24 protein-coding genes are annotated in these 26,798 nt (G+C 39.7%); 6 read left to right on the plus strand and 18 right to left on the minus strand.

The features are described 5' to 3' along the window. Nucleotides 1-41 precede the first annotated feature (41 nt). The 6 genes from MWU82_RS08685 to MWU82_RS08710 form a co-directional block, all read right to left on the minus strand. Nucleotides 42-653 carry a MarR family transcriptional regulator gene (locus MWU82_RS08685; RefSeq protein WP_247096110.1) on the minus strand — a complete coding sequence of 204 codons (612 nt, stop codon included), beginning with the start codon at nt 651-653 and terminating at the stop codon, nt 42-44. A gap of 55 nt (nt 654-708) precedes the next feature. Further along, the gene (locus tag MWU82_RS08690) at nt 709-972 is read right to left on the minus strand and encodes a DUF2024 family protein (RefSeq protein WP_247096111.1); all 264 of its coding nucleotides are present in this window, start codon (nt 970-972) and stop codon (nt 709-711) included. Nucleotides 973-1,031: 59 nt separating this feature from the next. Beyond that, nucleotides 1,032-1,265, minus strand: coding sequence for a thioredoxin family protein (locus tag MWU82_RS08695; RefSeq protein ID WP_111624247.1), 234 nt, complete (start codon nt 1,263-1,265; stop codon nt 1,032-1,034). A gap of 195 nt (nt 1,266-1,460) precedes the next feature. Then, nucleotides 1,461-1,940, minus strand: coding sequence for a GNAT family N-acetyltransferase (locus tag MWU82_RS08700; RefSeq protein WP_215946005.1), 480 nt, complete (start codon nt 1,938-1,940; stop codon nt 1,461-1,463). 65 nt (nt 1,941-2,005) lie between these two features. Then, on the minus strand, nt 2,006-3,145 hold the full coding sequence (locus tag MWU82_RS08705) for a PepSY-associated TM helix domain-containing protein (RefSeq protein WP_247096112.1): 1,140 nt from the start codon (nt 3,143-3,145) through the stop codon (nt 2,006-2,008). A 32-nt stretch (nt 3,146-3,177) separates the two neighbouring features. After that, entirely contained in the window at nt 3,178-5,601 is a 2,424-nt protein-coding gene (locus MWU82_RS08710) for a TonB-dependent receptor (RefSeq protein ID WP_247096113.1), read from the minus strand. Between the two features lie 632 nt (nt 5,602-6,233). On the opposite strand from MWU82_RS08710, the gene MWU82_RS08715 reads away from it, so the two are divergent. Continuing rightward, entirely contained in the window at nt 6,234-7,571 is a 1,338-nt protein-coding gene (locus tag MWU82_RS08715; protein ID WP_247096114.1) for a Gfo/Idh/MocA family oxidoreductase, read from the plus strand. Nucleotides 7,572-7,872: 301 nt separating this feature from the next. Here the strand turns inward: MWU82_RS08715 and MWU82_RS08720 are convergent, their stop codons facing one another. The 5 genes from MWU82_RS08720 to MWU82_RS08740 all read right to left on the minus strand — a co-directional run bounded on the left by MWU82_RS08720 (nt 7,873) and on the right by MWU82_RS08740 (nt 13,885). Then, nucleotides 7,873-8,457: a YdeI family protein gene (locus tag MWU82_RS08720; RefSeq protein WP_247096115.1), complete on the minus strand. Its 585-nt coding sequence runs from the start codon at nt 8,455-8,457 to the stop codon at nt 7,873-7,875. 167 nt (nt 8,458-8,624) lie between these two features. Beyond that, entirely contained in the window at nt 8,625-9,218 is a 594-nt protein-coding gene (locus MWU82_RS08725) for a DUF502 domain-containing protein (protein ID WP_072863642.1), read from the minus strand. A gap of 318 nt (nt 9,219-9,536) precedes the next feature. Next, nucleotides 9,537-10,052 (minus strand): GNAT family N-acetyltransferase, encoded by a 516-nt coding sequence (locus tag MWU82_RS08730; RefSeq protein ID WP_247096116.1) that lies wholly within the window; start codon nt 10,050-10,052, stop codon nt 9,537-9,539. A gap of 76 nt (nt 10,053-10,128) precedes the next feature. Further along, complete coding sequence (locus MWU82_RS08735) at nt 10,129-13,497, minus strand: DUF3427 domain-containing protein (RefSeq protein ID WP_247096117.1); 3,369 nt, start codon at nt 13,495-13,497, stop codon at nt 10,129-10,131. Continuing rightward, nucleotides 13,490-13,885 carry a (deoxy)nucleoside triphosphate pyrophosphohydrolase gene (locus MWU82_RS08740; protein ID WP_247096118.1) on the minus strand — a complete coding sequence of 132 codons (396 nt, stop codon included), beginning with the start codon at nt 13,883-13,885 and terminating at the stop codon, nt 13,490-13,492. The genes MWU82_RS08735 and MWU82_RS08740 overlap by 8 nt, the downstream gene beginning before the upstream one ends. Nucleotides 13,886-14,316: 431 nt before the next feature. Here MWU82_RS08740 and MWU82_RS08745 point away from each other — a divergent pair, with 431 nt between their 5' ends. Next, nucleotides 14,317-14,949: a 7-carboxy-7-deazaguanine synthase QueE gene (locus MWU82_RS08745; RefSeq protein ID WP_247096119.1), complete on the plus strand. Its 633-nt coding sequence runs from the start codon at nt 14,317-14,319 to the stop codon at nt 14,947-14,949. A gap of 723 nt (nt 14,950-15,672) precedes the next feature. Here the strand turns inward: MWU82_RS08745 and MWU82_RS08750 are convergent. The 7 genes from MWU82_RS08750 to MWU82_RS08780 all read right to left on the minus strand — a co-directional run bounded on the left by MWU82_RS08750 (nt 15,673) and on the right by MWU82_RS08780 (nt 22,295). Then, entirely contained in the window at nt 15,673-16,887 is a 1,215-nt protein-coding gene (locus MWU82_RS08750; protein WP_215945997.1) for a DNA polymerase IV, read from the minus strand. 212 nt (nt 16,888-17,099) lie between these two features. Continuing rightward, nucleotides 17,100-17,237, minus strand: coding sequence for a hypothetical protein (locus MWU82_RS08755; RefSeq protein WP_157730612.1), 138 nt, complete (start codon nt 17,235-17,237; stop codon nt 17,100-17,102). A 33-nt stretch (nt 17,238-17,270) separates the two neighbouring features. Beyond that, nucleotides 17,271-17,441: a DUF6747 family protein gene (locus tag MWU82_RS08760; RefSeq protein ID WP_170126329.1), complete on the minus strand. Its 171-nt coding sequence runs from the start codon at nt 17,439-17,441 to the stop codon at nt 17,271-17,273. 384 nt (nt 17,442-17,825) lie between these two features. Further along, nucleotides 17,826-18,692 (minus strand): acyl-CoA thioesterase II, encoded by an 867-nt coding sequence (locus MWU82_RS08765; RefSeq protein ID WP_247096120.1) that lies wholly within the window; start codon nt 18,690-18,692, stop codon nt 17,826-17,828. A 44-nt stretch (nt 18,693-18,736) separates the two neighbouring features. Next, complete coding sequence (locus MWU82_RS08770; RefSeq protein WP_247096121.1) at nt 18,737-20,278, minus strand: acyl-CoA carboxylase subunit beta; 1,542 nt, start codon at nt 20,276-20,278, stop codon at nt 18,737-18,739. A 45-nt stretch (nt 20,279-20,323) separates the two neighbouring features. Continuing rightward, nucleotides 20,324-21,802 (minus strand): acetyl-CoA carboxylase biotin carboxylase subunit, encoded by a 1,479-nt coding sequence (gene accC / locus MWU82_RS08775; RefSeq protein ID WP_247096182.1) that lies wholly within the window; start codon nt 21,800-21,802, stop codon nt 20,324-20,326. 13 nt (nt 21,803-21,815) lie between these two features. Then, nucleotides 21,816-22,295 (minus strand): acetyl-CoA carboxylase biotin carboxyl carrier protein subunit, encoded by a 480-nt coding sequence (locus tag MWU82_RS08780; protein ID WP_247096122.1) that lies wholly within the window; start codon nt 22,293-22,295, stop codon nt 21,816-21,818. 607 nt (nt 22,296-22,902) lie between these two features. Here MWU82_RS08780 and MWU82_RS08785 point away from each other — a divergent pair. The 4 genes from MWU82_RS08785 to MWU82_RS08800 all read left to right on the plus strand — a co-directional run bounded on the left by MWU82_RS08785 (nt 22,903) and on the right by MWU82_RS08800 (nt 26,781). Further along, nucleotides 22,903-23,409, plus strand: coding sequence for a cytochrome c (locus MWU82_RS08785; protein ID WP_215945993.1), 507 nt, complete (start codon nt 22,903-22,905; stop codon nt 23,407-23,409). Nucleotides 23,410-23,424: 15 nt separating this feature from the next. Beyond that, complete coding sequence (locus tag MWU82_RS08790) at nt 23,425-24,006, plus strand: fasciclin domain-containing protein (RefSeq protein ID WP_247096123.1); 582 nt, start codon at nt 23,425-23,427, stop codon at nt 24,004-24,006. A 34-nt stretch (nt 24,007-24,040) separates the two neighbouring features. Next, the gene (gene nosZ, locus MWU82_RS08795) at nt 24,041-26,002 is read left to right on the plus strand and encodes a Sec-dependent nitrous-oxide reductase (protein WP_215945991.1); all 1,962 of its coding nucleotides are present in this window, start codon (nt 24,041-24,043) and stop codon (nt 26,000-26,002) included. A 134-nt stretch (nt 26,003-26,136) separates the two neighbouring features. Beyond that, nucleotides 26,137-26,781: a hypothetical protein gene (locus MWU82_RS08800; protein WP_215945990.1), complete on the plus strand. Its 645-nt coding sequence runs from the start codon at nt 26,137-26,139 to the stop codon at nt 26,779-26,781. The last annotated feature ends 17 nt before the right edge of the window (nt 26,782-26,798 follow it).

Genomic DNA, 26,798 nt, shown 5'->3' on the forward strand with positions numbered 1-26,798 from the left:
TCGGCTTTTGGAAATTATAGTGGGAGTTTGGATTGGAGGGTTTAGTGGGTAGGCCTTTCTTCAAATTCCGGGCAGTCCAATCGAATATCTGTATTCAATAATTCCTTGTCCAATAAATTGCAATAGTCCTGATCGGCCTTCCTACTGTAGAATTTACAACCATAACAGGTTCTTTGCACCGTAAGAATTCCGCTTCTATTTAATTGATAGATAAGTTTGCTAAGTGTACCGAATAGAGCTTCCAGGTCGGTCTGATGCAAAGTGGTGAGCTCAGTTTTTAAGGGATTGGCAAAATCAGATGTTTCTTCCACCATTTTTTTGCCTTCAGTGGACAAACCAATGGAATAACTTCTGCTATCGCTGGAGGAGTAGTTTTTGGTAATGAAGCCTTTCTTGTCCAATACCCTAATGGCATCGCTTATAGTAGGTTTGGTAATATTGAATTCTTTGGCCAAGTGACTTACATTACAGAACTCGGTTTTGTGGTAGGCAATAAAAATTAAGATCTGGATCTGGATGGGACTTAATCCCAATAATTTGGCCTTATCCCATAGCAAAACCTTGAATGCTTCGGATATACGTTCAAGCCCGGCAACAATTTTACTGGAAACGTCGGTCTCTTGATGGTCCGGATTAAAAATACTTTTGTCCATATAAAAAGCCTGCCGGGATTTTATCCGACAGGCAAAGTTAGTTATCCTAATTAAATTATTCGCAATTTTCCATTTCTATGATGTAATACCCTTCTTTATTGATAATATCCGCTATGGTATTTGCTGCCTGTTCCATATGGCAGAACTTGCATTCCTTGGAGGAAAGTTCAGCTGTTTTGAACGGTTTTGTGGATAGAAATTCACGACCGTATTTAAAAATACTGTCCTTATCTTCCATAGTAGCAGGTACGAGTATATCAAAATGCATGGTCTTGCCGTATTCATGGGCTACATAAGTGTCCCAAACCGATATTTTCATGGCGTTCACTGTTAAAATTTTAAAATATTAGGAATCCTAACTTTTAAGGTTAAATTTTTTTAACCCTTTACATCTGCCATGGAGGCGCCAAAGTTAATGTGCAGTACATTTCCAGTAGGGGTAACCAAAGCTGGAACCGATTTAACGCCGGCTTTTTCGGCCTCGGGAATGCGCGATTTACTGGTTCCGAAATGTACAATTTCCACATTGTCCTTTCCTACTAGTTCTAAGATCTCATGTTCTGCACTAAGGCATACGGGACATCCTGCGTGATAAAAAACGGATTTTTTCATTGTTCTAAAATTTAGGTTATAGCACTATTGCCATACAAATATAGTAAGGAATCCTAACTAAACAAATTATTATGAATATTTTAATATGAAATAAACCTAATTTGAAAGGGGTATTGGTTCTAGTTGGATTAGAATTTTCTGGAGAGCTGTTCCTGAATGCACCTGTAAAACCGGGCTTCCGGTTTCTTAAAACGATTACTCTTTAAGGTTTAATTCAAAATACTTGGCCGATTCGTGGGGATTATGGCGATAGGCAGAAATTTCTTTAAAACCATGATCAGTATACAATTTTATGGCCGATTTCATAAAGTCGGCCGTGTCCAATTTAACACTGTCGTATTGTAGTTTTCTGGCGGTATCCAGGCATTGCTTCAATAACAGTTGCCCTATGCCCAAGCCTCTGCTATTGGGTTTTACATACATTCTTTTAACTTCACAATCCTGCTGGTTGAATCTACGTATCCCAGCGATGCCAACGGCCTCCCCGTTTATATAGGCAATATATAATCCCCCATCCTCAGGATTGTACATTTCGGGCAGACCCGCCATTTCCTTGTCAAAATTTTGAAAGGATAGATCAATGCCCAGCCAGGCTACATATTCCAAAATCAACTCCTTTGCCGCTAAATAGTCGGTTGTTGTTTGGGCCAGTTTTATTTCGATCTTGGGCTTCATGCAGGATTAATCGGTAAATCTATTGGTTGAAAAGTACGGAATTATTTTGATTTTTTTCTCCTGTATTAGGCTTCTATTTTTACCAAACTCTTTTTCTTTTTATACGTCCTGCCATACCAAAGTAATATTCCGGTTACGGGCAGACTAGCGGTAAGCAGGCTCACCAAAAAGGCAATTATTTTTCCGGCAATGCCCCCTATGGCCCCAATATGGATGTCATAGTTCATTCGTAGAATTTTGTCCGCTACCTTGGCATTTTCATATTTACCGTATATACTTGGGGTTTCTATTTCCTCTAGGGTATGTTGGTCAAAAAACCGAAAGTCCGAATCGTAGTATAGACCAGAACTATTGGAAACTTCTACATAAATACTTGCATCCGGGCCTGTGGGATAGTGAAGTTCAAAACTTTCCGCATCGGGCGATGCTGCCTGAAGTTTGGGAATAAGAAGGTCAATCGGCATTACACCTTCGCCTTGGCTTGGGGAGCCAATATTTTCAGGAATTATAAATGCAGCTTCCTTGTCTCCCCCCAAAGATTTATAAAGTACATACTTCATCCAATTATAGGACATTACCGAGCCCGTAAAGGCAAGGATCAGGGCCAGTGAACATATGTAAAAACCTATTATGGTATGAAGGTCAAAGTTCTTTCGTTTCCAACGGGTAGTATCTTTCCAGCTAAACCTTAAGCGTTGTTTAAGATTTTTCCGCTTCTTAGGTACCCAAAGGAAGATTCCGGAAAGGATTATCGCCATAAATATAAGGATGGACGCTCCTACCACCTGTTCCCCAATTTCTTTTGGCAACCATAGCCGCATATGCCCTTTTAGGATAAAGGCAAAAAATCCGGATAAATGGTCATCCACCTGTATCACCTTGCCAGTATATGGATTTAGAAAAACACTTTGGTAAAATTCTGGTTGCGGGTCGTAAAAAATAACCTCAATGGCATCATCCGCCTTTTTAAATAGGGTGCCATGTATATGGTTATCGGGGAAAACCTCCTTGGCATACATTTTGGCCTCAGTAGGGGTAAGAATGGGTTCGTTTTGGGGGCTTACCTTTTTATAGTCGTCATATAGACTTTCAATCTCATCCCTAAAGGCCCAGCAACAGCCGGTAATCGCAACAATAAATACAACGATACCAGTGGTAAGGCCTAAAATTTTATGAAGTTCGAAGATAATTTTTCTGAGGTTCATTTGTGCAAGGTTGAAAATCTATATTTTTTTGCTTAAAACTTGTAGGTGAAATTGGCCAATAACACCCTTGGAGCCTGTGGATTTATAGTGGACCAGCCTTTGTAATATTCTTTGTTAAAGGCATTGTTTAGCTTTAGGCCAATGCGATATTTGTTGGCTTGGTAATAAAGAGAGGCGTTGGCTATGGTATAACTTGGCAGGATAAATTCTCCTGTGGAGGCATAGTTTATGGCAAAGCGTTCACTTGCCCCGTTAAACCCTAGTCCCATTCCAAAACCGTCCAACATACCCTCCTGTAATTCATAGTTGGCCCAAAAATTATACTGTGTTTCGGGACCGGCCTCCAGGGGTCTGCGATTCAAAATCTCGGTATTGTCAGATTTGGTGGTTTCACTATCGTTATTGCTGAAGCCGGCCCTTAGGTTCAAACCTTTAACGGGGTTGGCGTTGATTTCAATTTCAAAACCTTTGCTTTCCACTTCCCCGCCTTGAATTTTGTTAAAAGGTGAGGAGGGATCGGTGATTACACGGTCTTTTACCTTAATGTCGTAGTAACTAATGGTTGCATTTAATCTATTATTGAACAGATTGGTCTTAACTCCAAATTCCAATTGATTGGCCTGTTCCGGATCAAAGGTTTCCAGAGTCTGCGGTCCCGCGTCCGGATCCCCTACCAATTGGGGGGCAATGTTGGTAAACCCGTTTTGGTAATTGGCGAAGATAGAAAGTTGATCCAAAATTGGTTGGTAAAGCAATCCAAATTTGGGCGATAAAGTGGTTTGGTCATAATCATCCTCCACACTGGCCAAGTTGCCTTCATTGTCAAAACGATCTACCCGCAGTCCCAGCATGGCCGATAGGTTATTGCTGATATTTAGGACATCCGAGGCATAAAGACTATAAATATGATATTTGGATTTAAGGTTCCCTACGGCCTGTGAGGCCAACACGGCATCTACTGCTGCCGTAGATAGGGCATATGTATCGGTTTCCACATCGGCAGTAAAAGGATTGTCCCCATTGGACCCACCTTCTGGAGTTACATTTCCATAGAAGGCATAGCCGGTACTATTATTGATTTCCGTGGCGTTGAAATAATCCAGACCAATTACGACTCGGTTTCTAAGGGAGGCGATCTTAAAATCGCCGATAAAATTTTGCTGTATATCCGTGGTTTGGGTATTGGCGTTTTGTTTGTTGATGAACCTTGTAAAGGTATCGTTCCCTAAGATGCCATAATCGTAGAGATAGGAATAGTAGCCCTTTGTAGAAGTGGAGCTTTTGGAAAGTAAGGTCTGTGATTGCCAGGTATCGGACAATTTATAGTCCATTTCAATCCTATAATTCTGCGTCGGATTTTCCAAGCTAAGGTCATTGCTTGTAAAGGACAGTTTGTTGTTATAGTTCAACTCCTCCAGGTTTTTGGATTCTGTAGGAGCCCCTCTATTTAGAAACAAGAAGGTAGGATTGGTCTGTTCCGCCTGTGTAATTTCACCATAGAAGGAGAAGGATAATTTGTTGTTTACCTTGTAGGATAGGGAAGGGGCTACGAAAAAGGATTTTCTAAAGCCGGCATCCTGAAAACTTTGTTCTGTGGAGTAGGAGGTGTTTAGCCTAAAATATAAGTTTTCACTTTTATTGAGTGCCGTATTGAAATCGCCGGTAATCTGGTTTAGTCCGTAAGTACCGGAGGTAAAGGAAAGTTCGCCACCGCTACCGGCATACGGTTTTTTGGTAACCACATTTATTAGACCACCATAGGAGCTTACTGCATTGCCGAACAAGGTTGCGGAAGGTCCTTTTAAGACTTCTATCCGTTCTATATTTGCCGGATTTATAGTACCGTTGGTTAAACCTGGTAGGCCGTTTACCAATTGTGGTTGTACGGAGAATCCGCGCATGGAATAGTATCCGGCCCCATCACCGCCCCTACCTGTGGAGGTCCATAGGTTTTCCACTCCGGCGGCATTTTTAAGGGCATCGTCAAAGTTGGTCACTATCTGTGATTCCAAAAGATCGGTGGTAATAGTGTTGTACACCTGGGTATTTTCGATGTCCTTCAGTGGGAGTTTGGATACATAGGCCGTTTTCTTTCTTGAAAATTTATTGATGCGCTCCCCTTCAACGATTACTTCGGTGAGTATCTCGTTTCCTTCATATAAGATTAGGTCCCCAAGATCTAGTGTTTTTCCGTTGGTAACGGTAAATGGGACATCCCTGTTTCTAAACCCAAGATATGAAATGGATAAGGTGTGTGCGCCGTCGTTAAGATTGGCGATTTCAAAGTGGCCTTTTTCATCGGTCTGGGTCCCTGTTTGGGAATTCTTTACCAGAATATTTACCCCAAATAGAGGTGTTTCGGTGTTGTCCTTTATGGTTCCGCTAACGGTTGGGCCTTGTGAAAATGCTATGGAATTTAGGCAAAGGAGAAGTAGTAATGTTAGTTGGTTTTTCATCTATTCTTATTTAGACTAATAATAAATAATTGTTCGGCGACAAAAATATCTTGTAGAATTGAATTGAGCAAATTATTTATATTAAATCTAAATAAGAAAATGCTAATGGCTGATTTCCAATGGTAAAGGGGTGTTTTAAATCGTTTGGAAGAACAAATCTGTTGGCTTTTTGGGCTTTATCGCCTTATTGATTATTGATAATGGGTACGATTTCTTGGTCCATAGCTGCCAATAATTGCTAATGCGCGGCGGGGCCTCATAAACTGGTTAAGGGATATAACTTCGGTTTGAAGGTAGCCGTAAACTGGTCCTAAGCCATAATTTGGATAAAGACCGCTAATGGATAAATGAAATTTATCGAAAAAAAAGTATGATTTATGTTATAAACAACAACTAAAGTTGAAAAATTAACAAAAAACTACGCCTGTTAACGTTAACGAATAAAAAAATAATGCTAACTTTCATTGCAAAAGGGGACAAGGTATCTTTTACATGAATTGCAAATGTTGGTTTCCAACGCAAAAATGTCGAATGGGCGCTGGGCTGCTTAAAGGATTAAACGGTTTTGGATTTTAGGTCGGGCCTTTGTATAATGTCAATAAAATTAATAGTTAACGTAAATATAATTGCAAATGAAATCTACGAGAAGATCATTTATTAAAAGAACGGCTGTGGCAAGTTCTGCCGTTATTGCGGCACCTACCATAATCTCATCGACTGTTTTTGGGGCCAACGACCGTATCAATGCGGCAGTTTTGGGGGTCAATGGCCGTGGGAAAAGCCATATCCAGGGGCTCATGGCACAAAAGAATGTGCAGGTTACCACCTTGTGCGATCCGGATATGAACCTTTTAAGGGAACGCCAAAAAACGTTTAAAGAAACCTATAAGAAAGATGTTGCTTTGGAGCAAGATCTTCGTAGGGTAATGGATAATAAGGATATAGACGTGGTAAGTATTGCATCGCCAAACCACTGGCATGCCCTTTCTGTAATTTGGGCCTGTCAGGCCGGGAAGGATGTCTATGTTGAAAAACCCGGCTCCCACAATATTTGGGAAGGCCGTAAAATGGTAGAGGCAGCGGCAAAATATGATCGTATTGTACAGCACGGGGTTCAGTTAAGGAGTTCCCCTGCCGTGAACGAGGCTATTAATTTAATGCGAGACGGATATATAGGAAGGGTTTATATGGCCAGAGGTATTGTTTTTCGTTGGAGGGGCGATATCGGGGACAAAGGTTTCTCTCCCGTTCCGGCAGGAATAGACTATGACCTATGGACAGGACCAGCTCCAAAAAGGCCATTTACCAGAAATTTGGTGCACTACAATTGGCACTGGCATTGGGATTATGGCAATGGGGATGTAGGAAACCAAGGTATTCATGAAACCGATCTATGTATGTGGGGCTTGGATGTAGGGCTTCCTACAAAGATTACCTCTATGGGCGGAAAGTATCTTTGGGACGATTGCAAGGAGGTGCCAGAAGTGCTTACCTCTGTGTATAACTACCCTGAAGAAAGAAAGATCATACAGTTTGAAGTACGTCCTTGGTGTACCAATACCGAGGAAGGTGCAACCGTAGGTAACATTTTCTATGGCGATAAGGGTATATTGGTCGTAGATGGTTATGACAAGTATAAAACATATTTAGGACAGGATAGGACACCAGGTAAATCTGGCGAGGACGGTGGAGAATCTGGAAGTGGAATGGACCGTGGTGCCGGTGGAACCGACGGACATTTTGCCAATTTTATAGAGGCGGTGCGCAAGCGCGATAAAACTATCTTGAACGGGCCTGTAGAAACAGCCCATCTTTCCTCTGGCTTGGCACATTTGGGCAACATAGCCTATAGATTGGACCGTGTCCTTACATTCAATCCAAAATCCGAGTCGTTCATAAACGACCCTGAAGCGGATAAAATGTTAAGACGGGATTATAGGGAAGGATTTGAAGTTCCCGAAAATGTTTAATAACTTTATTTCGATTTATATTTAATTGTTAATGAGTTATTTATGGTAATTTTGTCCGGTCGAGCCTGCCTTCCGCAGGCAGGCTTGAGGGGACAGTAGTAATTTTTTAATTTATACTAAATCAATGTCTTGTAATTCTTTTTTATGTGGAATTCATGTATAATAGAAGGTAGCTCCAGATAATAACCATTGTAACCAAATGGTTCGTTGGAGTAATGGCAATGCCCAGGGTCTTGAATCCTGGGCATTGTTTATTTATAATAAGTTTTGGACTGTTGGGATATGTTAATGTCCCTCATTGCTATTGGTCATTCAACCCCTTGCCCTCAAGAATTTTAGGGGTATATTTTTCCACTCTGTTGGCTCTTGTGGCCGATTGCTTGGCTTGTGAGAAATACAGCAAATACCCCCTTTGTCTTCCCGGTGTTAAGCCTTGGAAGGCAGCTTTTAAATCGGGATCATTATCCAAGGCCTTTTTAAATTCAGTAGGCATATTAAATTCGGAGGTCTTTTTCAATGTCACTTCCAAGCCGGCTTTTTCTACTTCAATGGCCTCGAAAATATAGGCTTTGATAGTAGGTTTTAAATCTATGATTTCCTTTAGGCTTGTAAATCTTAGTTGACGGGCGGCTTGTACGTTCTCGGTTTGTTGGATTAACATATTGTTGGTGTCCTTTAACAGGACTCCTTTATGAAAAAGAAGGGCGCAATATTCTTTAAAACCATGGATTAAGACCACATTTTTGTCTTGGAACGTATAGCAGGGGTGCATCCATTTAAATTCCTCTGTGAGGCCGCAATCCAGGCAGATTTCCCTCAACAAAGTCATTTCCGGTTTCCATTTTTTGGCCCTGTCTAAAAATCTATCCACCACTTTTGGGTTCATAAGGTCTTATTTTGGTAAGTAACCTATAACCAGGTACTTGATTAGCGTATATGCCCTAAGTTATTAATTTTGCAGCAAAATAAGCGTCATGTTTATAGGGAACTGACTAAAATAAGTTACAAGCGAAACATTAGGACAACAAAATTGCTGACCTATACCATAGGTTTCTAATCCTTGGGTGTCTCTTCTTCTTCATCGATACCTGAAACACCCCCTGATAAAATAAATTTCATAACGGCCGAAGGATTTACATCAATTAACCTTACTTGGTTTTTAGGTACAATGAACAACTCTCCGGAAAAATTATAGGAATGAGGAAAATAAACGGCTACCTTTTCCTTTTCATCAAGGATACTTAAATCCTCTTCGGTGAGGAAACCCAACTTTTCTAAATTCGATATGGGGTTTACCAAGACCATCACGGGTTTATTAAACTTCTTTTCCTTACCAACAAAGGCTGAAAAAAGGTCGTTCAAAGCTGAAAATATCAGCTTTAGTAAAGGGGCTTTTTCAAGAATCCGTTTAAACAATACCTTAAATGGTTGTGCAAATATGCTTTGTCCTGCGATCCCGACCAAAACAAGAAATATAAAGATTACCGCCAATCCCAATCCCGGAATATCAATTTTAAAAATTTCCTCTAGCTTGTCATGCAATAGATTATCTATAAAATTGAATATGACATATATAATGTAGGCCGTGATGCCCAATGGGGCTATATATAACAAGCCTTGTAGGAAATAATTAACGATTCTTTTCATCTCTTTAAAATTTATATTAATCTAAAAATGAGGGTGACAAAAATGTTCTGCATAAAACAACCCCTACGTCCCCGCCTACAAATATTTTTTTAACGATTAGCGGACAGCTACACCTAAGCCTGTCTGCGGAAGACAGGAAGTTTAGTTGTATTTTCGCGATAATTATTGGCAGTGTATGCAAAAATTAATTTGGTCAATACTCGTTTCATAAATCAAAAATAATTGAAAATAAGTGTAATGCATAATGGCAGTCTTAGCCCCCTTAGCCATTACAATTCAATAGAACTCCCCTAACTATTGAATTTTAAGGGAATAGGGTTAGTATTTTAGATACATGATGTGGTTGGGGTTGGAGTGTGTTTCCGATATTTTAAAATTAAACTCCCCAACAATCTTAAATCCAGCTTTTAAGTAAAAGTTCAGTGCTTTTTGATTCTCTTTCCAAACAGCCAACCAAATACCTTTCTCATGGTTTTGTTTAGATAATTCAATATTAAGATCGACTAGCTTTGCACCTAAATTTTTCCCATAAAATTCTTTTAAAAGATAAAGCCTATCCAGTTTAGTAATGTTTGGATCCTTAATATTAACGTTGGAAGTGCTTAATTCAATTTTTGAAAAGCCTGCAATTTTATCATTGAAAGAGACCAGATGGTATAGGATATTTGTATTCTCAAATTCCTTATTAATGGCCGCCTTGTTATAGGTTTTTGAAATAAAGCTGTTAATATCTTCTTTTGAAGCGCTGTGTCCGTGAGATTCCCAAAAGGCTTGTTTTCCTATTTCCGCGATTAATTCGGAATGCGCAATATTTGCTTTTATTATTTTGATCATGGGGTTTGCTTACTTTTTTAGGTAAGGTAACACCTCGAATGTCACGTTCACTATAGAAGCGGACAACTGGTTTTATTTATTTTAATATTTTGACGAACTCTCCAATAACCCTCATCTCTTCACTGTTTTCTTCATTTATTATTATGTTTTTATACGAATTATCAAATGAATTTGGCCTTAGGACAATTGAAGTGTGTTGCCAACTATCTTCATGTATCACTTTTTCACTTGAATAGGTTTTAACAGTGAAAGCGGAATTGAAATCTTTATCCTGAATATCCCTGTTTTCCACTAAAACAATTTTACCATTTCTAGTTCCTCCCGTATATGTTTTAAATAAGCATATTGAACCACTTGGGATTACTCTATTCATTGATTTACCAATTACTTTACAGGCAAAATAATCGTTGTTTGGGATAATATTTTCTGGTCCTTCGATTAATGTGAAATCTTTTTCTGACTGCATTTCACTAAATGTCCCAGCTGCCGCGTAGAAATCATAAAGGGGGATGAGGTTCTTGGACTTGTTTTTATCCCATGATTCAGACACTTTGTTTTCAATGTAGACATCTTTATTGACTGGATTTAATACTTTGCCGTTAGTTATATAATGGTATACACTAGGTATAACAGGTTGCTCAAGTTGAAATTTAAAATGAACGACAGGTAGTTTAGAATCGGGCATGTAACTTTGTTCAATCGAATCAGGGATTATAGATACATCACCCATGAAATAAAAATCCGTGCCCTCGCCATCCTTCTTTTTTATAAATAACAAAATTCGATTTGAATTTATTACCTCCTTTATTTCATTACTTTCAAGTTTTCTATTTGACCTTGATTCCCATGCAAAAGTAGACGGATTAATAAAATGGTCGTTGTAATTAATCGTACTATCTATCTCGTCAGATTTATGATATGTAACAAAACATGGAGTGGCCCCAGATCTTGTGCGATAACCATATATAGTACTGCTAATATCTTTTTCCCAATTCAATAATCTACATACATCTTTACGGCTATATTTATTGTATAGAATTAGTCCGTTTTTATAGTATTCTTCTTTATACGAGTTTTTAAAAGTCTCAATGGAGTAATTAATAGAATCTATTAAAAAAAGTTTAAAAGTAGGATTGCTTAAAGTTTCCAGAAATTCGGGATAGAAATTTAAAAAGTTTCCTTTTTTGATGATGATTTTCTCTTCTTTTCGAACAAAAGAAAAGTTTATATTGGAAATACAAGATTCTATTGTTTCAGTACTTGGGGTATATTTATAAAGGTTAAAAATAATATTTTTGAATTCTGATATATCCAGTTCTTTTTTTAGTATCAATTCTTTCAGAATTAAACTTTCTTCAACTCTTTTAGAATTATTTATTTCCTTGGAGAATAGCTCCAAAAGTTTAACCTGCTTTTTCGATAATTTAAAGTGATGTTCATTTTCGACTTTGACAACGAAATTATAATAGGAATTGGAATAATTAACATATAAATAAGGGTCTCTAGAACCATGTTCAATAAAATCCATCATCATTGGAATTCTGCCTAACTTGAATTTCAAAAGGTTATAATCTTTTTTCAAGTCCGATAACAACTGCATTTTCGCAGAATCAATGGATTGAAATATTCTTTCTTTAGTGATTTCATCAAAATTAATAGTTGAAGACCCAGGAATCATCCGGCTACCTTCGGTAATTAATTTGCGCAAGGAGTCTTTGTTGTAGGATGTATCTCCATACAATGCAATAGGGATGAGATAATTATTTTCATAATTACCAATGAAATCTATAACGGTTAAATAGCTCTTTCCATCAACCTTTCTTAATCCTCTCCCTAATTGTTGAATAAAGATAATTGCTGATTCTGTTGGGCGAAGCATAATAATTTGATTGATTTTTGGAATGTCAATCCCTTCATTGAAAATATCAACCGTAAAAATGTAATCTAGTTTTTCATTCAAATTATCGGATTCTAACTTTTCTATGGAATAAGCTCTTTCTTGTTCAGAACTATCACCCGTCAAAGCAACTGTTTTATAGCCTTTTAAATTAAATAAAGTAGATAGTTCAATAGCTTCATCCTTTCTTGAACAAAAAATTAGGCCTCTAGTTATTCCATTATCACTACCGTAAAAATTTGCCTGCTCGATGATCCTATCAACTCTTTCTTTGGAAACCAATAGGTTAAAGTCCGACTTATTATCAATGGCATTGTCGTCAATTGATAAATCTGTTACTCCATAATAATGAAATGAACTGAGCATTTCCTCTTCCATTGCCCTATTTAGTCTAATTTCATAGGCAATGTTGTGGTCAAACAATTGAAATATGTCATTACCATCAGTTCTTTCAGGAGTGGCTGTCATTCCTAAAAGAAATTTGGGTTCAAAGTGATCTATCAACCGTAAATAAGAATCTGCACCTGATCTATGGGTTTCATCAATAATAATATAATCAAAATGGTTTTTCGAGAAGTTTTCTAGATCTGTCGATTTGGATATAGTTTGAATTGTTGAAAACACGAAATCTTTATCTAATTCCCTATTTTCACCCGAATACAAACCCATAGTTTTATCCTCGCCGAAAACACTTCTAAATGTATTTAATGAATCTTTTGCAATGGTTAACCTATGTACTACAAACAATAATTTTTTTGGTTCAAAGGCTTTGGCATCGAATGCGGATAAATAAGTCTTACCTGTTCCCGTTGCAGAAATTATCAAAGCTTTTTTCTTATTTTCCGCTCGTAAATTATGTAGATTTTTCAATGCTTCTCTTTGCATTGAATTTGGAGTTATATTGGTTTCTGGTTCAATGAATCCTTCAATATTGTTTTGCTTCTCTGATAGAAACTGCTTCTTATATACTTCATCATATGACGAAATAAATTGTTCCGTTACAGGTGTTCCTTTTTCAAAATCTGCTTGAAATTCAGATAGTACTTTTTCAACAAGTCCACTTTCATCTAGTGCGGAGACTTTTATATTCCATTCTTTGTTGGTGCATAAGGCTTGGGCTGTTAAATTACTGCTGCCAACAATTAGATTATAATGTTCATTATTTTTAAAGATATATCCTTTGGCATGCGCATTTCCTGAAGTTGCAATTCTTAGGTCTATGTTTTTAAACTGGACTAATCTTTTCAGTGCTTCAGGTTGTGTGAAGTTTAAATATTGAGAGACTAGAATTTCGCCCTTTATATTTCGGTTTTCAAGTTCTTTAAGCTTGTTGATTATTGTTGCAACTCCACTTGTCGTTACAAATGCGACGGATATATAAAACCTACTACAATTTTCAAGTTCATGAATAATAGTTGAAAGTACCTTCTTAGGTGGATTTTTTTTATTGACCAGTAACTCTGGTTGATAATCAATATTTGATAACACGGTTTTATCCACATACCCTGTTTGTAAACTGGCACTGAAAATTTGAGTTAGTTTATCCATTCATTACCAATTTATTTACTATTGGAATATCAGCCGCTGCCCAATCGAGTTTTTTAAGTTCATCAGGTGTTAACCATTCTTGACCAATATGTTCGTGAAGCGTTACTTCCTTGGATTCTGCTTCACAAATAAAACTGTGCATTGTTAGTTCAAAATCTGGATATTCATGAACAACAGTTAGGTAATGGGATTTGATATTTGTAGAAATATTTAATTCTTCAATTAATTCTCTATGCAAAGCTTCCTTTTGTGTTTCGCCTTTTTCAATTTTTCCTCCAGGAAATTCAAATTTCTCTGAAATATATTGAAGTTTGTTTTTTGGTCTTTGAACACAAAGAATCTGATTTTGAAAATGAATTATTCCAGCAACAACTTCAATCTTTTTCATTATTAACTTCTGTTTTTATTTAATATGGTGAAAATCTGTTTGTATACAATTAATGGCAATATTCAAGCGCCTAATTTAGCAATTACAAACCGAATAGAAAATCCGTCCTGCCACCTATTTTGCCACTAGGGAATTTTCTTAAGTAAGCTTGCCTGGCAATTAGGTTTAATTGTTATTGTAGTACGCTATTTTTTTAAACAAATTTTGGATTCACCTTAATTTGTCCCTTAATTGCTTTTGCAATAGCACAATTACGTTGATTACATCAGCATTATCTCCTTCTGCTTACAAACGCAAACCTAAGGTTCATTCTTCGGGCAGTTATAAAAATTTAATTTACAATTTTAATTGAAAAGCAGGGGTTAGGGATTGCCAAAATATCTTTTTCTTAATTAGTAGTGCCAGAGCGGGGTATTTTCTATCTTTGCGCCATGGTAAAAGAAGATGTTTTAGCGTTGGTAGATCAAGGCCTTATGCTGCCTCTAATGGAGGAGTTTTACACTATTCAGGGTGAAGGTTTCCATAAGGGGACCGCGGCTTATTTTATTCGTGTGGGCGGCTGCGATGTGGGGTGCCATTGGTGCGATGTAAAGGAAAGTTGGAATGCGGAAACCCATCCTCCAACAGGGATAGACCATATTGTAACCAATGCGGCCAAATATTCCGATACCATAGTCATTACCGGGGGAGAACCCCTTACCTGGGATATGGGGCCCCTAACGAAAGCTCTAAAGGCTAAAAACCTTAAGACCCATATAGAGACTTCCGGAGCCTATCCGCTTTCGGGAACCTGGGACTGGATCTGTCTGTCCCCTAAAAAGAACAAGTTGCCAGAAGGGATTATCTATGACAAGGCGCATGAACTAAAGATGATCGTGTACAATAAGCACGACTTTATTTTTGCCGAGGAACAGGCGGCCAAGACCAATAAGGATTGTATTTTGTACCTGCAGCCGGAATGGAGCGTAAGGGACAAGGTTGTTCCTTGGATCGTAGAGTATGTTATGCAAAACCCCAAGTGGAAAGTGTCCCTACAGACCCATAAGTATTTGAATATTCCCTAAACGTAAGTTGAATGTTCAAAGTTGGAAAGTTTAAAGTTAAAGATCTTTGAATACAGGATGCTCACTACTACTTAATAAACCTATTTCCTAAACCATAAGCTGGCACCCCTTCCGTCTCCTCTCCTGATAGTTGAGGACCCACCTTCCCCTAGTTAGGGGAAGGAGCCTTTTTTAGCGTGATTGCAATTTTTGCTGTCTACTACGATTTCTATTACGTCTACCTAGAGGCCGGTAGACAGGCCTGCCTGCAGTTATGTAGGCCGAATCCCCTAAATGACTTTCGATTTATATCCTCTAGTCTCTAGTCTCTAGATTCTAGTTTCTTTTTTCTCATTACTGTTCACCTTTTACCACCACAGCAATAAACAGATTGCCGCGCTGCGCCTGCCTAGGCGGCAGACTGGCTCGCAATGACGGCAACTACTTTGAACGTCTAAGATCTTGTCTACAGATTCTAGTTTCTTTTTTCTCACTACTGTTCACCTTTTACCACCACAGCAATAAACAGATTGCCGCGATGCGCCTGCCTAGGCGGCAGACTGGCTCGCAATGACGGCAACTACTTTGAACGTCTAAGATCTAGTCTCCAGATGCTAGGTTCTTTTTTCTCACTATTGATCACCTTTTACCGCCACAGCAATAAACAGATTGCCGCGCTTTGCTCGCAATGACGGAAACGGCTTTGAACCTTGAACTTTCCAACTTTGGACTTTAAACACAGCCTCACTGTTTCCTATGTGCCAATACAATAGGGGGTTGGCCGTTGAACGGATTCTGCATTCTGCCAATGGTCTTGGCATCCATACCAGAGGCCCTTATAACGCTCTTGTCCCCATAGCGTTCCCTAATCTTGTCCAAGGCGTTGTATAGGTTTAATATTTCCTCGGTATCATCAAATAGATCTATCTGGTAGTTGCCCTGAACCAAGTGACTGAAACGAATACCGATAAGCCTAATCAACAGCCTTTTGTTGTAAAGTGTATTGAACAGGTCCAAAATCTTGGGAATCAGAATATGGTCCGCACTGGTATACGGAATCTTTAATTGTTTGGAATAGGTATTAAAATCCGAATAGCGAATTTTTACCGCAATGCAGGCAGTAAGTTTTTTTCCCCTCCGCAACTGATAGGCCAGATTCTCGGTCATGGCAATAAGGATTCCCCGCAGTTTAATGACATCTATGGTATCCCTCTCAAAAGTACGTTCGGTGGAAATGGATTTACGTTCGGAAAAAGGGATGACAGGGGTGTTGTCTATACCATTGGCCCGCTTCCATATTACGCCCCCATTGGCACCCAATACCCGCTGCATCATATCCATGGGCATTTCTTGAATGGTCTTTATTTGCCGTAACCCCAAATTTCTTAGGGTCTGATAGGTCTTGTCACCTACCATAGGTATTTTTTTAATGGATAAGGGCGCTAAAAAAGGTTTCTCGTGGCCTATATCTATCTTCAGTTCATTGTTGGGTTTGGCCTCATTGGTGGCTACTTTGGATACTACCTTGTTTACCGACAGGCCAAAGGAAATGGGAAGTCCGGTTTCCTTGATAATTTTATGGCGTAGCTCGGTAGAATATTGGTGGCAACCATAAAACCGGTCCATTCCCGTAAGATCTGCATAAAATTCATCTATGCTTGATTTTTCGAAGACTGGTACCTGCTCTTTGATAATATCGGTTACGATATCCGAATGTTTGCTATAGGTTCCCGCATTCCCTTTTATGATAATGGCTTCCGGACAGAGTTCTTTGGCCATTTTCATAGGCATGCCGGAATGCACCCCAAAACCTCTGGTCTCGTAGCTGCAGGCGGCCACCACGCCTCTGTCGCTAACGCCACCAACGAGTATGGGCCTATGCTCCAATTTACTGTCCTGAAGTCGCTCTACGGATACAAAAAAGGTATCCAAATCCAAATGAAGTATTGTCTTGTTCATTGCACACCAAAAAAAGGTATGCTAAATTATGGAATATTTCCAATATTTTGGATAATATCCATAATTTATTTAAAAGCAACTTATCATTGGATCAACATCAAAAAAAACATCTGTCAAGGTTATATTGTTCAAGTGGGGGAACTACATAACATTAAAAAAATAGTGTAAAATTGAAAGTTTGCAGAACCTAATGTTTTTGCAACAAAATAATACTATTCAAAGGTATATAGCAGGATCGAGAACAAGGCAAGGAAAAAGCAAAGGAAGACCAAGATCAATAACAATTTTAGTGTCATTGGAACCTCGATTCCATCACTTTTTCCTACCAATAATTCCCTTAAATACTGCATGCCTTTCATATTAATTAATGCATTTCTTCTTAATTAGTCCCAAGCAAATCCGGTTACCAGTCTAAAAATGAAAGCGTACAATACTACGGCAAACATAGCTACACTGAACCATAAGAAAGCTTTGAAATAATTTCTGACAATAATGCTTCCTAGGTTTTTGAATCCTTCGGCATAAATTTCTTTAACGAGTAATAATGTCTTCATATCTTTTATTTAATGTTATAGGGCAAAATTCGACCAGCCTTGCCCTAAACAGAAATTTAGTGGTTAAAAGGGAGAAAAAATGGTTAAAAAACGAATGGGGAATTTTTGTTCGGATGAATGGTTATTTACCAAGGATAAACCGCAGTTGACGTACTAAACACAAATAGTGTTTCAAGGATGTTAATGGTAGTTTGGCAGATTGCAGTTGGTCTATCTTAGTCCGAAAATAATTGGCCCAAGCAAGATTGGTCCAAGATCCAACCCATGGAGAAAGTAAGGGTATTGATTTGTCCGGTACTGGGCAGTCCTAAGAATTTAATACAACAAAGCACTTTCCAAATAGGTGAAAAGTGCTTTGTTAATTACAGGAGCCTATTAATAGTATTAACCTATCTGAGTGTTGCGCATTAACCCTTCCTGTGCCACAGAGGCTACCAGAACACCATTTCTGTCAAAAATACTGCCCCTGGAAAAACCTCTGGAATTACAGGCACTGGGACTGTCCATAGTGTATAAAAGCCATTCGTCTATTTTAAAATTCCTGTGGAACCAAATAGCATGGTCTATACTGGCATAAAAGGTCTTTCCCTTTCTAAGTTCTTCGCGATGGGGGAGGGAGGCGGTGGTAAGAATGTTGTAATCGGAGGCATAGGCCAATAATTGTTGCTGTAGGGGCAAATCGGCATTTACCTTTTCCGTAGCGCGCATCCACATATGGTTGAATGGCGGGCCGTCTTTGGCAAGTAGGGAGGTTAACCGTTCAACGGGCTTAAATTCAAATACTTTGGGATGGGTAAGCTTTATAAGATTATAGGAGTCCGGATCCGTTTTTTTCATTTCCTCAATTTGCTCCAAGCTGTTCATCAACTTTTTGGGGGTAATTAAATTGGGCATGGTGATCTGGTGCTCCACACCATCTTCCTTGACCTGAAAGGATGCTGCCATATTAAATATGGCCTTGCCGTTTTGTTTTGCTACCACTCTACGTGTGGTAAAACTACGTCCGTCCCTCAGACAATCTACTTCATAGGTAATGGGAATGCTCAGGTCTCCCCCCAGAATAAAATAGCCGTGCATGGAATGGGCCATCTTATCATCGGAGACTGTTTGGTAGGCGGCGTGCAATGACTGACCCAAAACCTGTCCCCCAAAAACCCTGCCCCAGGGGGCCTGATAGTTTTGTCCCACAAAGGTATTGTCATTGATTCTTTCCAACGTTAATAATTGTATTAGTTCTTCTAAGTTGCTCATGTTCTGTTATCGATTCAAAATTACGCTAAGTGATCAGCAATAGATTACAAAGGTATATTACCGTGTTTTTTCTTTGGCAGATGCACCACTTTATTTTCCAGCAGCGCAAAGGCTCTTATTAATTTCCTGCGGGTATCCTTGGGAAGGATTACTTCATCTATAAACCCTCTTTCCGCTGCGCTATACGGATTGGCGAACTTATCGGCATATTCCTCCTCTTTTTCCTTTAGTTTGGCCTCGGGATCCTCTGCAGAATCTATTTCTTTCCTAAAGATGATCTCACTAGCTCCTTTGGCACCCATTACCGCAATTTCGGCACCGGGCCATGCATAGTTAAGGTCGGCCCCAATATGTTTGGAGTTCATCACATCATAGGCGCCACCGTAGGCCTTTCGGGTAATAACGGTTACTTTGGGAACCGTGGCCTCACTAAGGGCATAGAGCAGCTTGGCACCATTGGTTATTATGCCGTTCCATTCCTGATCGGTACCTGGCAGGAATCCGGGAACATCTACCAATACCAAAAGCGGAATATTGAAACAATCACAAAAACGGGTAAATCGCGCCGCTTTTTTGGAACTGTTTACATCCAAGACCCCGGCAAGACTCATGGGCTGATTGGCAACGATCCCGATACTTTTTCCCGCCAATCTGGCAAAGCCCACGACTATATTTTCGGCATAATGCTTATGGACCTCAAAGAATGGGGAATCGTCTATGATTTCATTGATGATATGCCTCATATCATAGGGCTGATTGGAATTTTCCGGTATAATGGTTTCCAGCTTTTCCCGGATCTCGGTATTTAGGGAATAGGGGAGTGGCTGTGGCACTTCCTCACAATTTTGGGGCAAGAAACCAATGAGTTCCTTAATCTGCGCAATGCACTCCAAGTCGTTTTCCGCTGTAAAATGGGTGACCCCGGATTTGGTGGCATGGGTCATTGCCCCGCCCAATTCTTCGGAACTAACGGCTTCATTGGTCACAGTTTTAACCACATTGGGTCCGGTGACGAACATATAGCTTGAATTTTCCACCATCAGGGTAAAGTCGGTCATAGCCGGGGAGTAGACTGCTCCCCCGGCACAAGGGCCCATAATGGCGGATATTTGCGGAATAACCCCGGAGGCCATTACATTCCGGTGAAAGATATCGGCATAGCCGCCAAGCGATCTTACCCCTTCCTGTATTCTTGCGCCGCCGCTATCGTTCAATCCAATAATGGGCACTCCTATTTTCATGGCCATATCCATTACCTTGCATATTTTTTCGGCATGGGTCTCGGAAAGAGAACCTCCAAATACGGTAAAATCCTGAGCAAAAACACAGACCTGTCTACCAGCAATTGTTCCATAACCCGTGACTACCCCATCTCCATAAAATATTTGTTTGCCCATACCAAAGTCTTTGGTCCTATGGGTTACCAGGGTACCCAATTCTTCAAACGAACCTTCGTCCAACAGAAAATGAATTCGTTCACGTGCAGTAAGCTTGCCTTTGGAATGTTGGGTTTCAATACGTTTTTGGCCGCCACCCAATTTTGCCTTGGCAATTTTATCTTCCAGTGTTTTTATGTTTTCCTTCATTAGGTAATACTTTTTGCCATTTAAAAATTTTGGTCCATGTGGCGTTTATCTCTTGGTTCTTTTAAAGGACCAATTGGAGTTTTTATAGGCGGGAAGCTTTAGTTGCTCCTGGTGCTCCAAGAACAGTTTTAATCCTACCATAGCTGCAATTTCACGCTCCTCTGTATATTGTTGGTGCAGCAGTTCCGGAGTATAGAAATTCTTAACAAAATGGGTGTCGAAATTCCCGGAAGTAAAGGCCTCATGTTCACAGACAAACTTCCCAAAGGCTAGGGTAGTGGATATTCCCTTTATCTTATATTCCGATATGGCATTGATCATTAGTTGAATGGCTTCTTCCCTGTCTTTGCCATATGTAATTAATTTGGCCAACATGGGGTCGTAATAAATGGGTATGGTCATACCTTCCTCAAAACCGTCATCCAATCTTATTCCTTTGCCCTCCGGACGCCTATAGGTTTCCAAAGTACCCATGCTGGGTAGAAAATTGTCCAATGGATCTTCGGCATAGACCCTAACTTCCAGGGCATGTCCCTTTATACTTAAATTTTCCTGTGAAAATGCCAGTTTTTCATTTCTGGCAATTCTGATCTGTTGTTCCACCAAATCTATGCCGGTAATTAGTTCTGTTACAGGATGTTCTACCTGTAGGCGGGTGTTCATTTCCAAAAAATAGAAATTTTTATCACTGTCCAAGAGGAATTCCACCGTTCCTGCCCCTACATAGTCGCAGGCCTTGGCTACTTTTATGGCAGCTTCTCCCATGGCGGCTCTTATTTTTGGGGTCAATATGGCCGATGGAGCTTCTTCCACTACCTTTTGATGTCTTCTTTGTATACTGCATTCCCTTTCAAAAAGATGTATAATATGGCCAAAATTATCGGCCAATATCTGGATTTCTATATGTCTGGGAGATTCAATGTATTTCTCCAAAAAGACGGCACCGTCTCCAAAGGCTGCCTTGGCCTCGCTAATGGCACGTTCCATTTGCTCCTCTAATTCCGATGGCTGTTGCACCACCCTCATTCCTTTACCGCCACCACCGGCGGAGGCTTTTATTAAAATGGGGAACCCGATCTCTTCGGAAACTTTCCGGGCCAGGGTAATATCGGTAATGGATTCTTCAATTCCAGGTACCATGGGAATATTGTAGGCCTTTACAGCCTCCTTGGCTGCCAATTTATTGCCCATAACCTTTATGGCATGGGGTTTAGGGCCTATAAAGGTAATTCCGTTATCGGCTACCAGTTGGGCAAAAACGGTGTTCTCACTTAAAAACCCATAACCTGGATGGATAGCTTGGGCCTTGGTCTGTAAGGCTGCCTCCACAATTTTGTCCATATTCAAGTAAGATTCTGAAGAAGGTGAATTTCCCAAATGCACTGCTTCATCGGCAAATCTTACATGGGGCGACTCCCGATCGGCATCAGAATAGACCGCTACTGTTTTTATTCCCATATTTTGCGCCGTCCGCATGATGCGTAAAGCTATTTCTCCCCGGTTAGCTACCAATATTTTTTTTATCTCCATACTAAGGCTATTCCATTTCAATAATTAGCTGTCCTTTGTCAACTGCATCATTAACATTGACTTCAATATTCTTTACAACGCCTTCTCCCGGGGAAGTGATGATATTTTCCATTTTCATGGCCGATAGCACAATCAGCGGGGTGCCCGCTTCTACCTTTTGTCCTACCTTGGCCATAACATCTATAATGAGTCCGGGCATGGGGGCCTTAATATTATTTATTTTATGGGTTTTGGTAGTCAACAATCCCATTTTGTCTACCATTTGATCATACTCATCTGCTAGGACCATTGCATAACTATCCCCATTTACCTCTATGGTCATAGTTTTGTTGGCATAATCGGTATTCAAGATTTTGATCTTATAAGAGCGGTTGTGCCTTAGGGCATGAAATTGCTGATTGCCTATGGGAACAATATCCAAGGAAGCAATATCCTCGGGACTTAAAATGAATTTTTCCTTATCGATACTAATATCGTAGTTGGCCATAAAAAACGGGTTCACAATTGGGCCCAAGCTTATTTTGTTAAGACCATGGCCGCGATTAATAATAAAATAATAGAGGATTAAAAAGTTCTGGTTAAATGTAAAATGGCAATAAACCCTTCCATATTGTTCCAAACCTTATTTATCCCAAACTTGGCCTTCAATTTTAAGATTGAAAGTAAATTGAAATGGCCCTAAAATTTTCGGGACCAATAGTACCAATGTTTCTGTTTAACTGCTTTTACTAAGATATGTAAAAGATTTAAAAGACAGATACTGCCGAGCCAATTCCCGGTTTCCGGGAATTATTTTATCTATGGGGTTGAAGGGGCATTGTTTTGAAAAACAATTGTTTAGGGTTTAACTCAGGGAGTTATTATAAAATAAGAACGCTGTTATAGGTTTCATTCCGATAAAAAGGTAAAAAAAAGGACAATTTTATCCTTAATATGATTTTTATCATGTTTTTTGTTTCAATGGCAACCTAATTTTGTCCCAATAAATTGTTAAAAATCGCAAATTATGTATAAATCTTTCTAAGCAACAACGATCAATATCAATATTACGAATATTTAAAAACGACCTATAAACAACAAATAAAAATAAAGTGATGAAAATAATTTTAAAAAGTAGCGCAGTTCTTTTTTCAGTTTTAATGATGAGCTGTGGAGGTAAGGAAGAAAAGAAAAAAGAAGGTTTTAGTGTGGACAGGGCAAAAACCACAACGGAACAACCTGCACCAGCGCCTGCGGCAACAGATACAAAACCCTCTGAGACCGTAGATCTAACAAACAAAGGAGTGGGGCCAATTACCTCGATAAGCTTGGCGGCCGAAGTAGATCAAGAGATGGCTAAAAAAGGTGAAGAAATTTACAACCAAATGTGTTTGGCCTGTCATAGGGTGGATAAAAAATTCATAGGGCCGGCCCCAAAAGGTGTTTTGGAAAGACGTAGCCCTGAATGGGTCATGAACATGATCCTGAATCCTGAAGGTATGGTTAAGGAAGATCCATTGGCAAAAGCTTTGTTGGCCGAATTTAACGGTGCTCCTATGGCCAATCAAGGTCTTACCGAAGAACAGGCCAGAGCAGTATTGGAATACTTTAGAACCTTATAATAAATACATAGTATTATGTTCCCGACAACCAATTTAAAATCATTTATGTTATCGTTTCTTATGTTGAGCGTTTTGTTCAGTTGTAAAAACGAACCCAAGACGGCAACGTCCCCTACTCAGGATAAAGCTGGGACGGAGGAAGTTGAAAAACAGGGCCAGGCCTTTATCGACGATGATGGTTCCACGCCCAATGTTCTGCAGATTGCCATAGGTTCCCCCGACCATACTACTTTGGTGGCAGCGGTCCAGGCCGCAGGATTGGAAAACGCCTTGGTAAATGCAGGTCCCCTAATGGTATTTGCCCCTACCAATGAGGCTTTTGCCGCACTACCTGCAGGTACTGTGGAGGATCTTTTAAAACCGGAGAACAAAGATGCTTTGGCCAATATTCTAAAATATCATGTTACCGCTGGTAATTACAGCAAGGAATTCTTAATGAAGTTTAAAAAATTGGGGCAGGCCAATGATCAGAACGCCACGGTTGAGGTAGTAGGAGACGATGTGTTGGTCGGTGGTGCCAAAATTTTGGCCAGTGTACCTGCGGGCAACGGAATTGTACATGTGGTAGACAAAGTAATGTTGCCCCCAACAGAATAATTATAGAACTCAATAATCAATTAAATCAAAAACAATGAAAAAGCATACCTATTTAGTATTAGGACTCCTGGGCTTTGCCGCCCTATTGACTAGTTGCGGTAACGGCAACCAGGGCAAAGGTTCTTCCGGAGCATTGAATTCGAGCAATGCCGAAAAAGTCTATGTAGCCCCTGGGGAACATGACGAGTTTTACGCTTTTATGTCCGGGGGATATAGTGGCAACCTAACAGTTTATGGCCTGCCGTCTGGACGTATGTTCAAGGAAATCCCCGTGTTCTCTCAGTTTGCCACCTCAGGCTACGGCTATTCAGAGGAGACCAAGCCAATGTTGAACACCTCTTTTGGTTTTGTGCCATGGGATGACTCCCACCACCCGGATATTAGCCAAACCAATGGTGAATTGGATGGAAGATGGATATTCATAAACGGAAACAACACGCCAAGGATTGCAAGGATAAGCCTTACGACCTTTGAAACAGAGGAAATCATTGAGGTACCCAATAGTGCCGGTAACCACAGTTCGTCTTTCATTACCGAAAACACCGAATATGTCGTTGCAGGAACCCGTTTTTCAGTACCCGTTCCTCAGGCAGATATGCCAATTAAGGAATACAAGGGCAATTTTAAGGGCGCCTTATCCTTTATTAGTGTAGATCCGGAACATGGTCATATGGATATTAAATTCCAAATATTGATGCCTGGGTTTAACTATGATCTATCACATCCTGGACGTGGAAAATCTCATGGTTGGTTCTTCTTTACCACTTATAATACTGAAGAAGCTAACTCGCTTTTAGAGGTTAACGCATCTCAAAATGACAAGGATTTTATTGCAGCTATAAACTGGAAAAAAATCGAAGAATACGTAAACAATGGAGGAGGTACAAAAATGCCTGCAAATTACGCTCATAACGTATATGATGAGTCTACACATACAGCCACTTCAACTATGAAAAAAGAGGTGTTGACCGTAGATCCTACCAAAATACCTGGAGCGGTATTTTTCTTACCCACTCCAAAATCACCTCACGGTTGTGATGTAGATCCTTCTGGCGAATATATTATTGGTAACGGAAAGCTGTCGGCAGATTTAACAGTACACTCTTTTGATAAAATGATCGCTGCCATTGAGGGTAAAAAGTTTGATGGAGAAGCCTATGGCATTCCTATCCTAAAATTTGAGGACGTACTTGCCGGAACTGTAAAAAGTGGTGGTCTTGGGCCATTACATACCGAATTTGACGGTGAGGGTAATGCCTATACTACCTTCTTTATCTCCTCAGAGGTGGTGATGTGGAAATTGGGAACTTGGGAAGTCATCGACAGAAAACCTACCTACTATTCTGTTGGCCACTTGATGATACCTGGTGGTAACTCCAGAAAACCCTTTGGTAAATACGTGGTAGCCATGAACAAGATTACCAAGGATAGATATCTGCCCACAGGTCCGGAATTGGAGCATTCTGCCCAATTGTACGATATTTCAGGGGATAAAATGGAACTTATCTATGATTTCCCAACTCATGGAGAGCCACATTATGCGGCAGGAATCCCTGCTGAGATCCTAGCGCCAAAATCGCAAAAGATCTATAAGCTGGCAGAAAACAAACACCCATATGCTACCTTAGGGCCAGCTGATGCCAAGGTTGTTCGTGATGGAAAGGATGTACATATTTACATGTCCACCATACGAAGTCATTTCACCCCTGATAACATTGAAGGTGTCAAGGTAGGCGACAAAGTATATTTCCATATAACCAATCAAGAACAGGATTTTGATGTACCACACGGTTTTGCCGTAATAGGTGCCAACACCTCCGAATTGTTGGTTATGCCGGGTCAGACCAAGACAATAATTTGGGAACCTAAGCAAGTTGGGGTATGGCCGTTCTATTGTACCGATTTCTGTTCTGCACTTCACCAAGAGATGCAGGGTTATGTTAGGGTTTCACCAGCAAATTCCAACATAGAGCTATCCTGGTCCCTAGGCGAATAAGATTACTTATTATTAGTTTTTAAGATGAAAAGCGGGTCTGGTTTAAGAAACTGCCCGCTTTTTTAACAAGTTGAAGAAGGGGACAACCATCCAATACATTTTTCGATTTGTAAATAATAAAATGACGATAAGAAATGAAAAATGCAAGTATAATAATGATCATTGGCCCATTATTTTTATTGGGATTGTTTGCCTTTCCTCTATGGAACATTATGCTGGGGGCACCGCAATATCCAGAACCATTGGGCATGAATATTCATATTTCGGGAATAGAGGGTGTCTCTGAATTTGATTTACAGAATATAGACGGATTAAATCACTATATTGGTATGAAGACTATTCCAAAATCCGGGGAAATGTGGGAATTTGGTGTTTTTCCCAAGGTTATCATTGGAATGGTGGTACTTGGAGTGCTTATAGGACTATTGGGATTCTTTGGAAAAGTGGATTTTAAATGGTTTTTGGGCTGGTTTGTCTTGATGTCCGTTTTGGGCGTTCTGGGTATGTACGACTTTAATGAATGGCTTACGGATTACGGTTCCAACTTGGATCCACATGCCATTATAAAGGTTATCAATGAGGATGGAACCCCTATGACTTATAAACCACCCTTGTTGGGATATCAAAAAATGTTGAATTTTGATGTTACATCCCTTCCAAGTATTGGTGCCTATATGATGTTTGTTGGAATGTCACTTACATTGGTAGCGGCCTATATTGGTTGGAAGAGCAAGAAATCAGGGGCAAAACAGCAATTAAAAAAAGCGGTAGCTGCATAATTTTTAGTACTTAATAT

The organism is Arenibacter sp. S6351L, assembly GCF_023016025.1.
Classification (GTDB): Bacteria; Bacteroidota; Bacteroidia; order Flavobacteriales; family Flavobacteriaceae; genus Arenibacter; species Arenibacter algicola_B.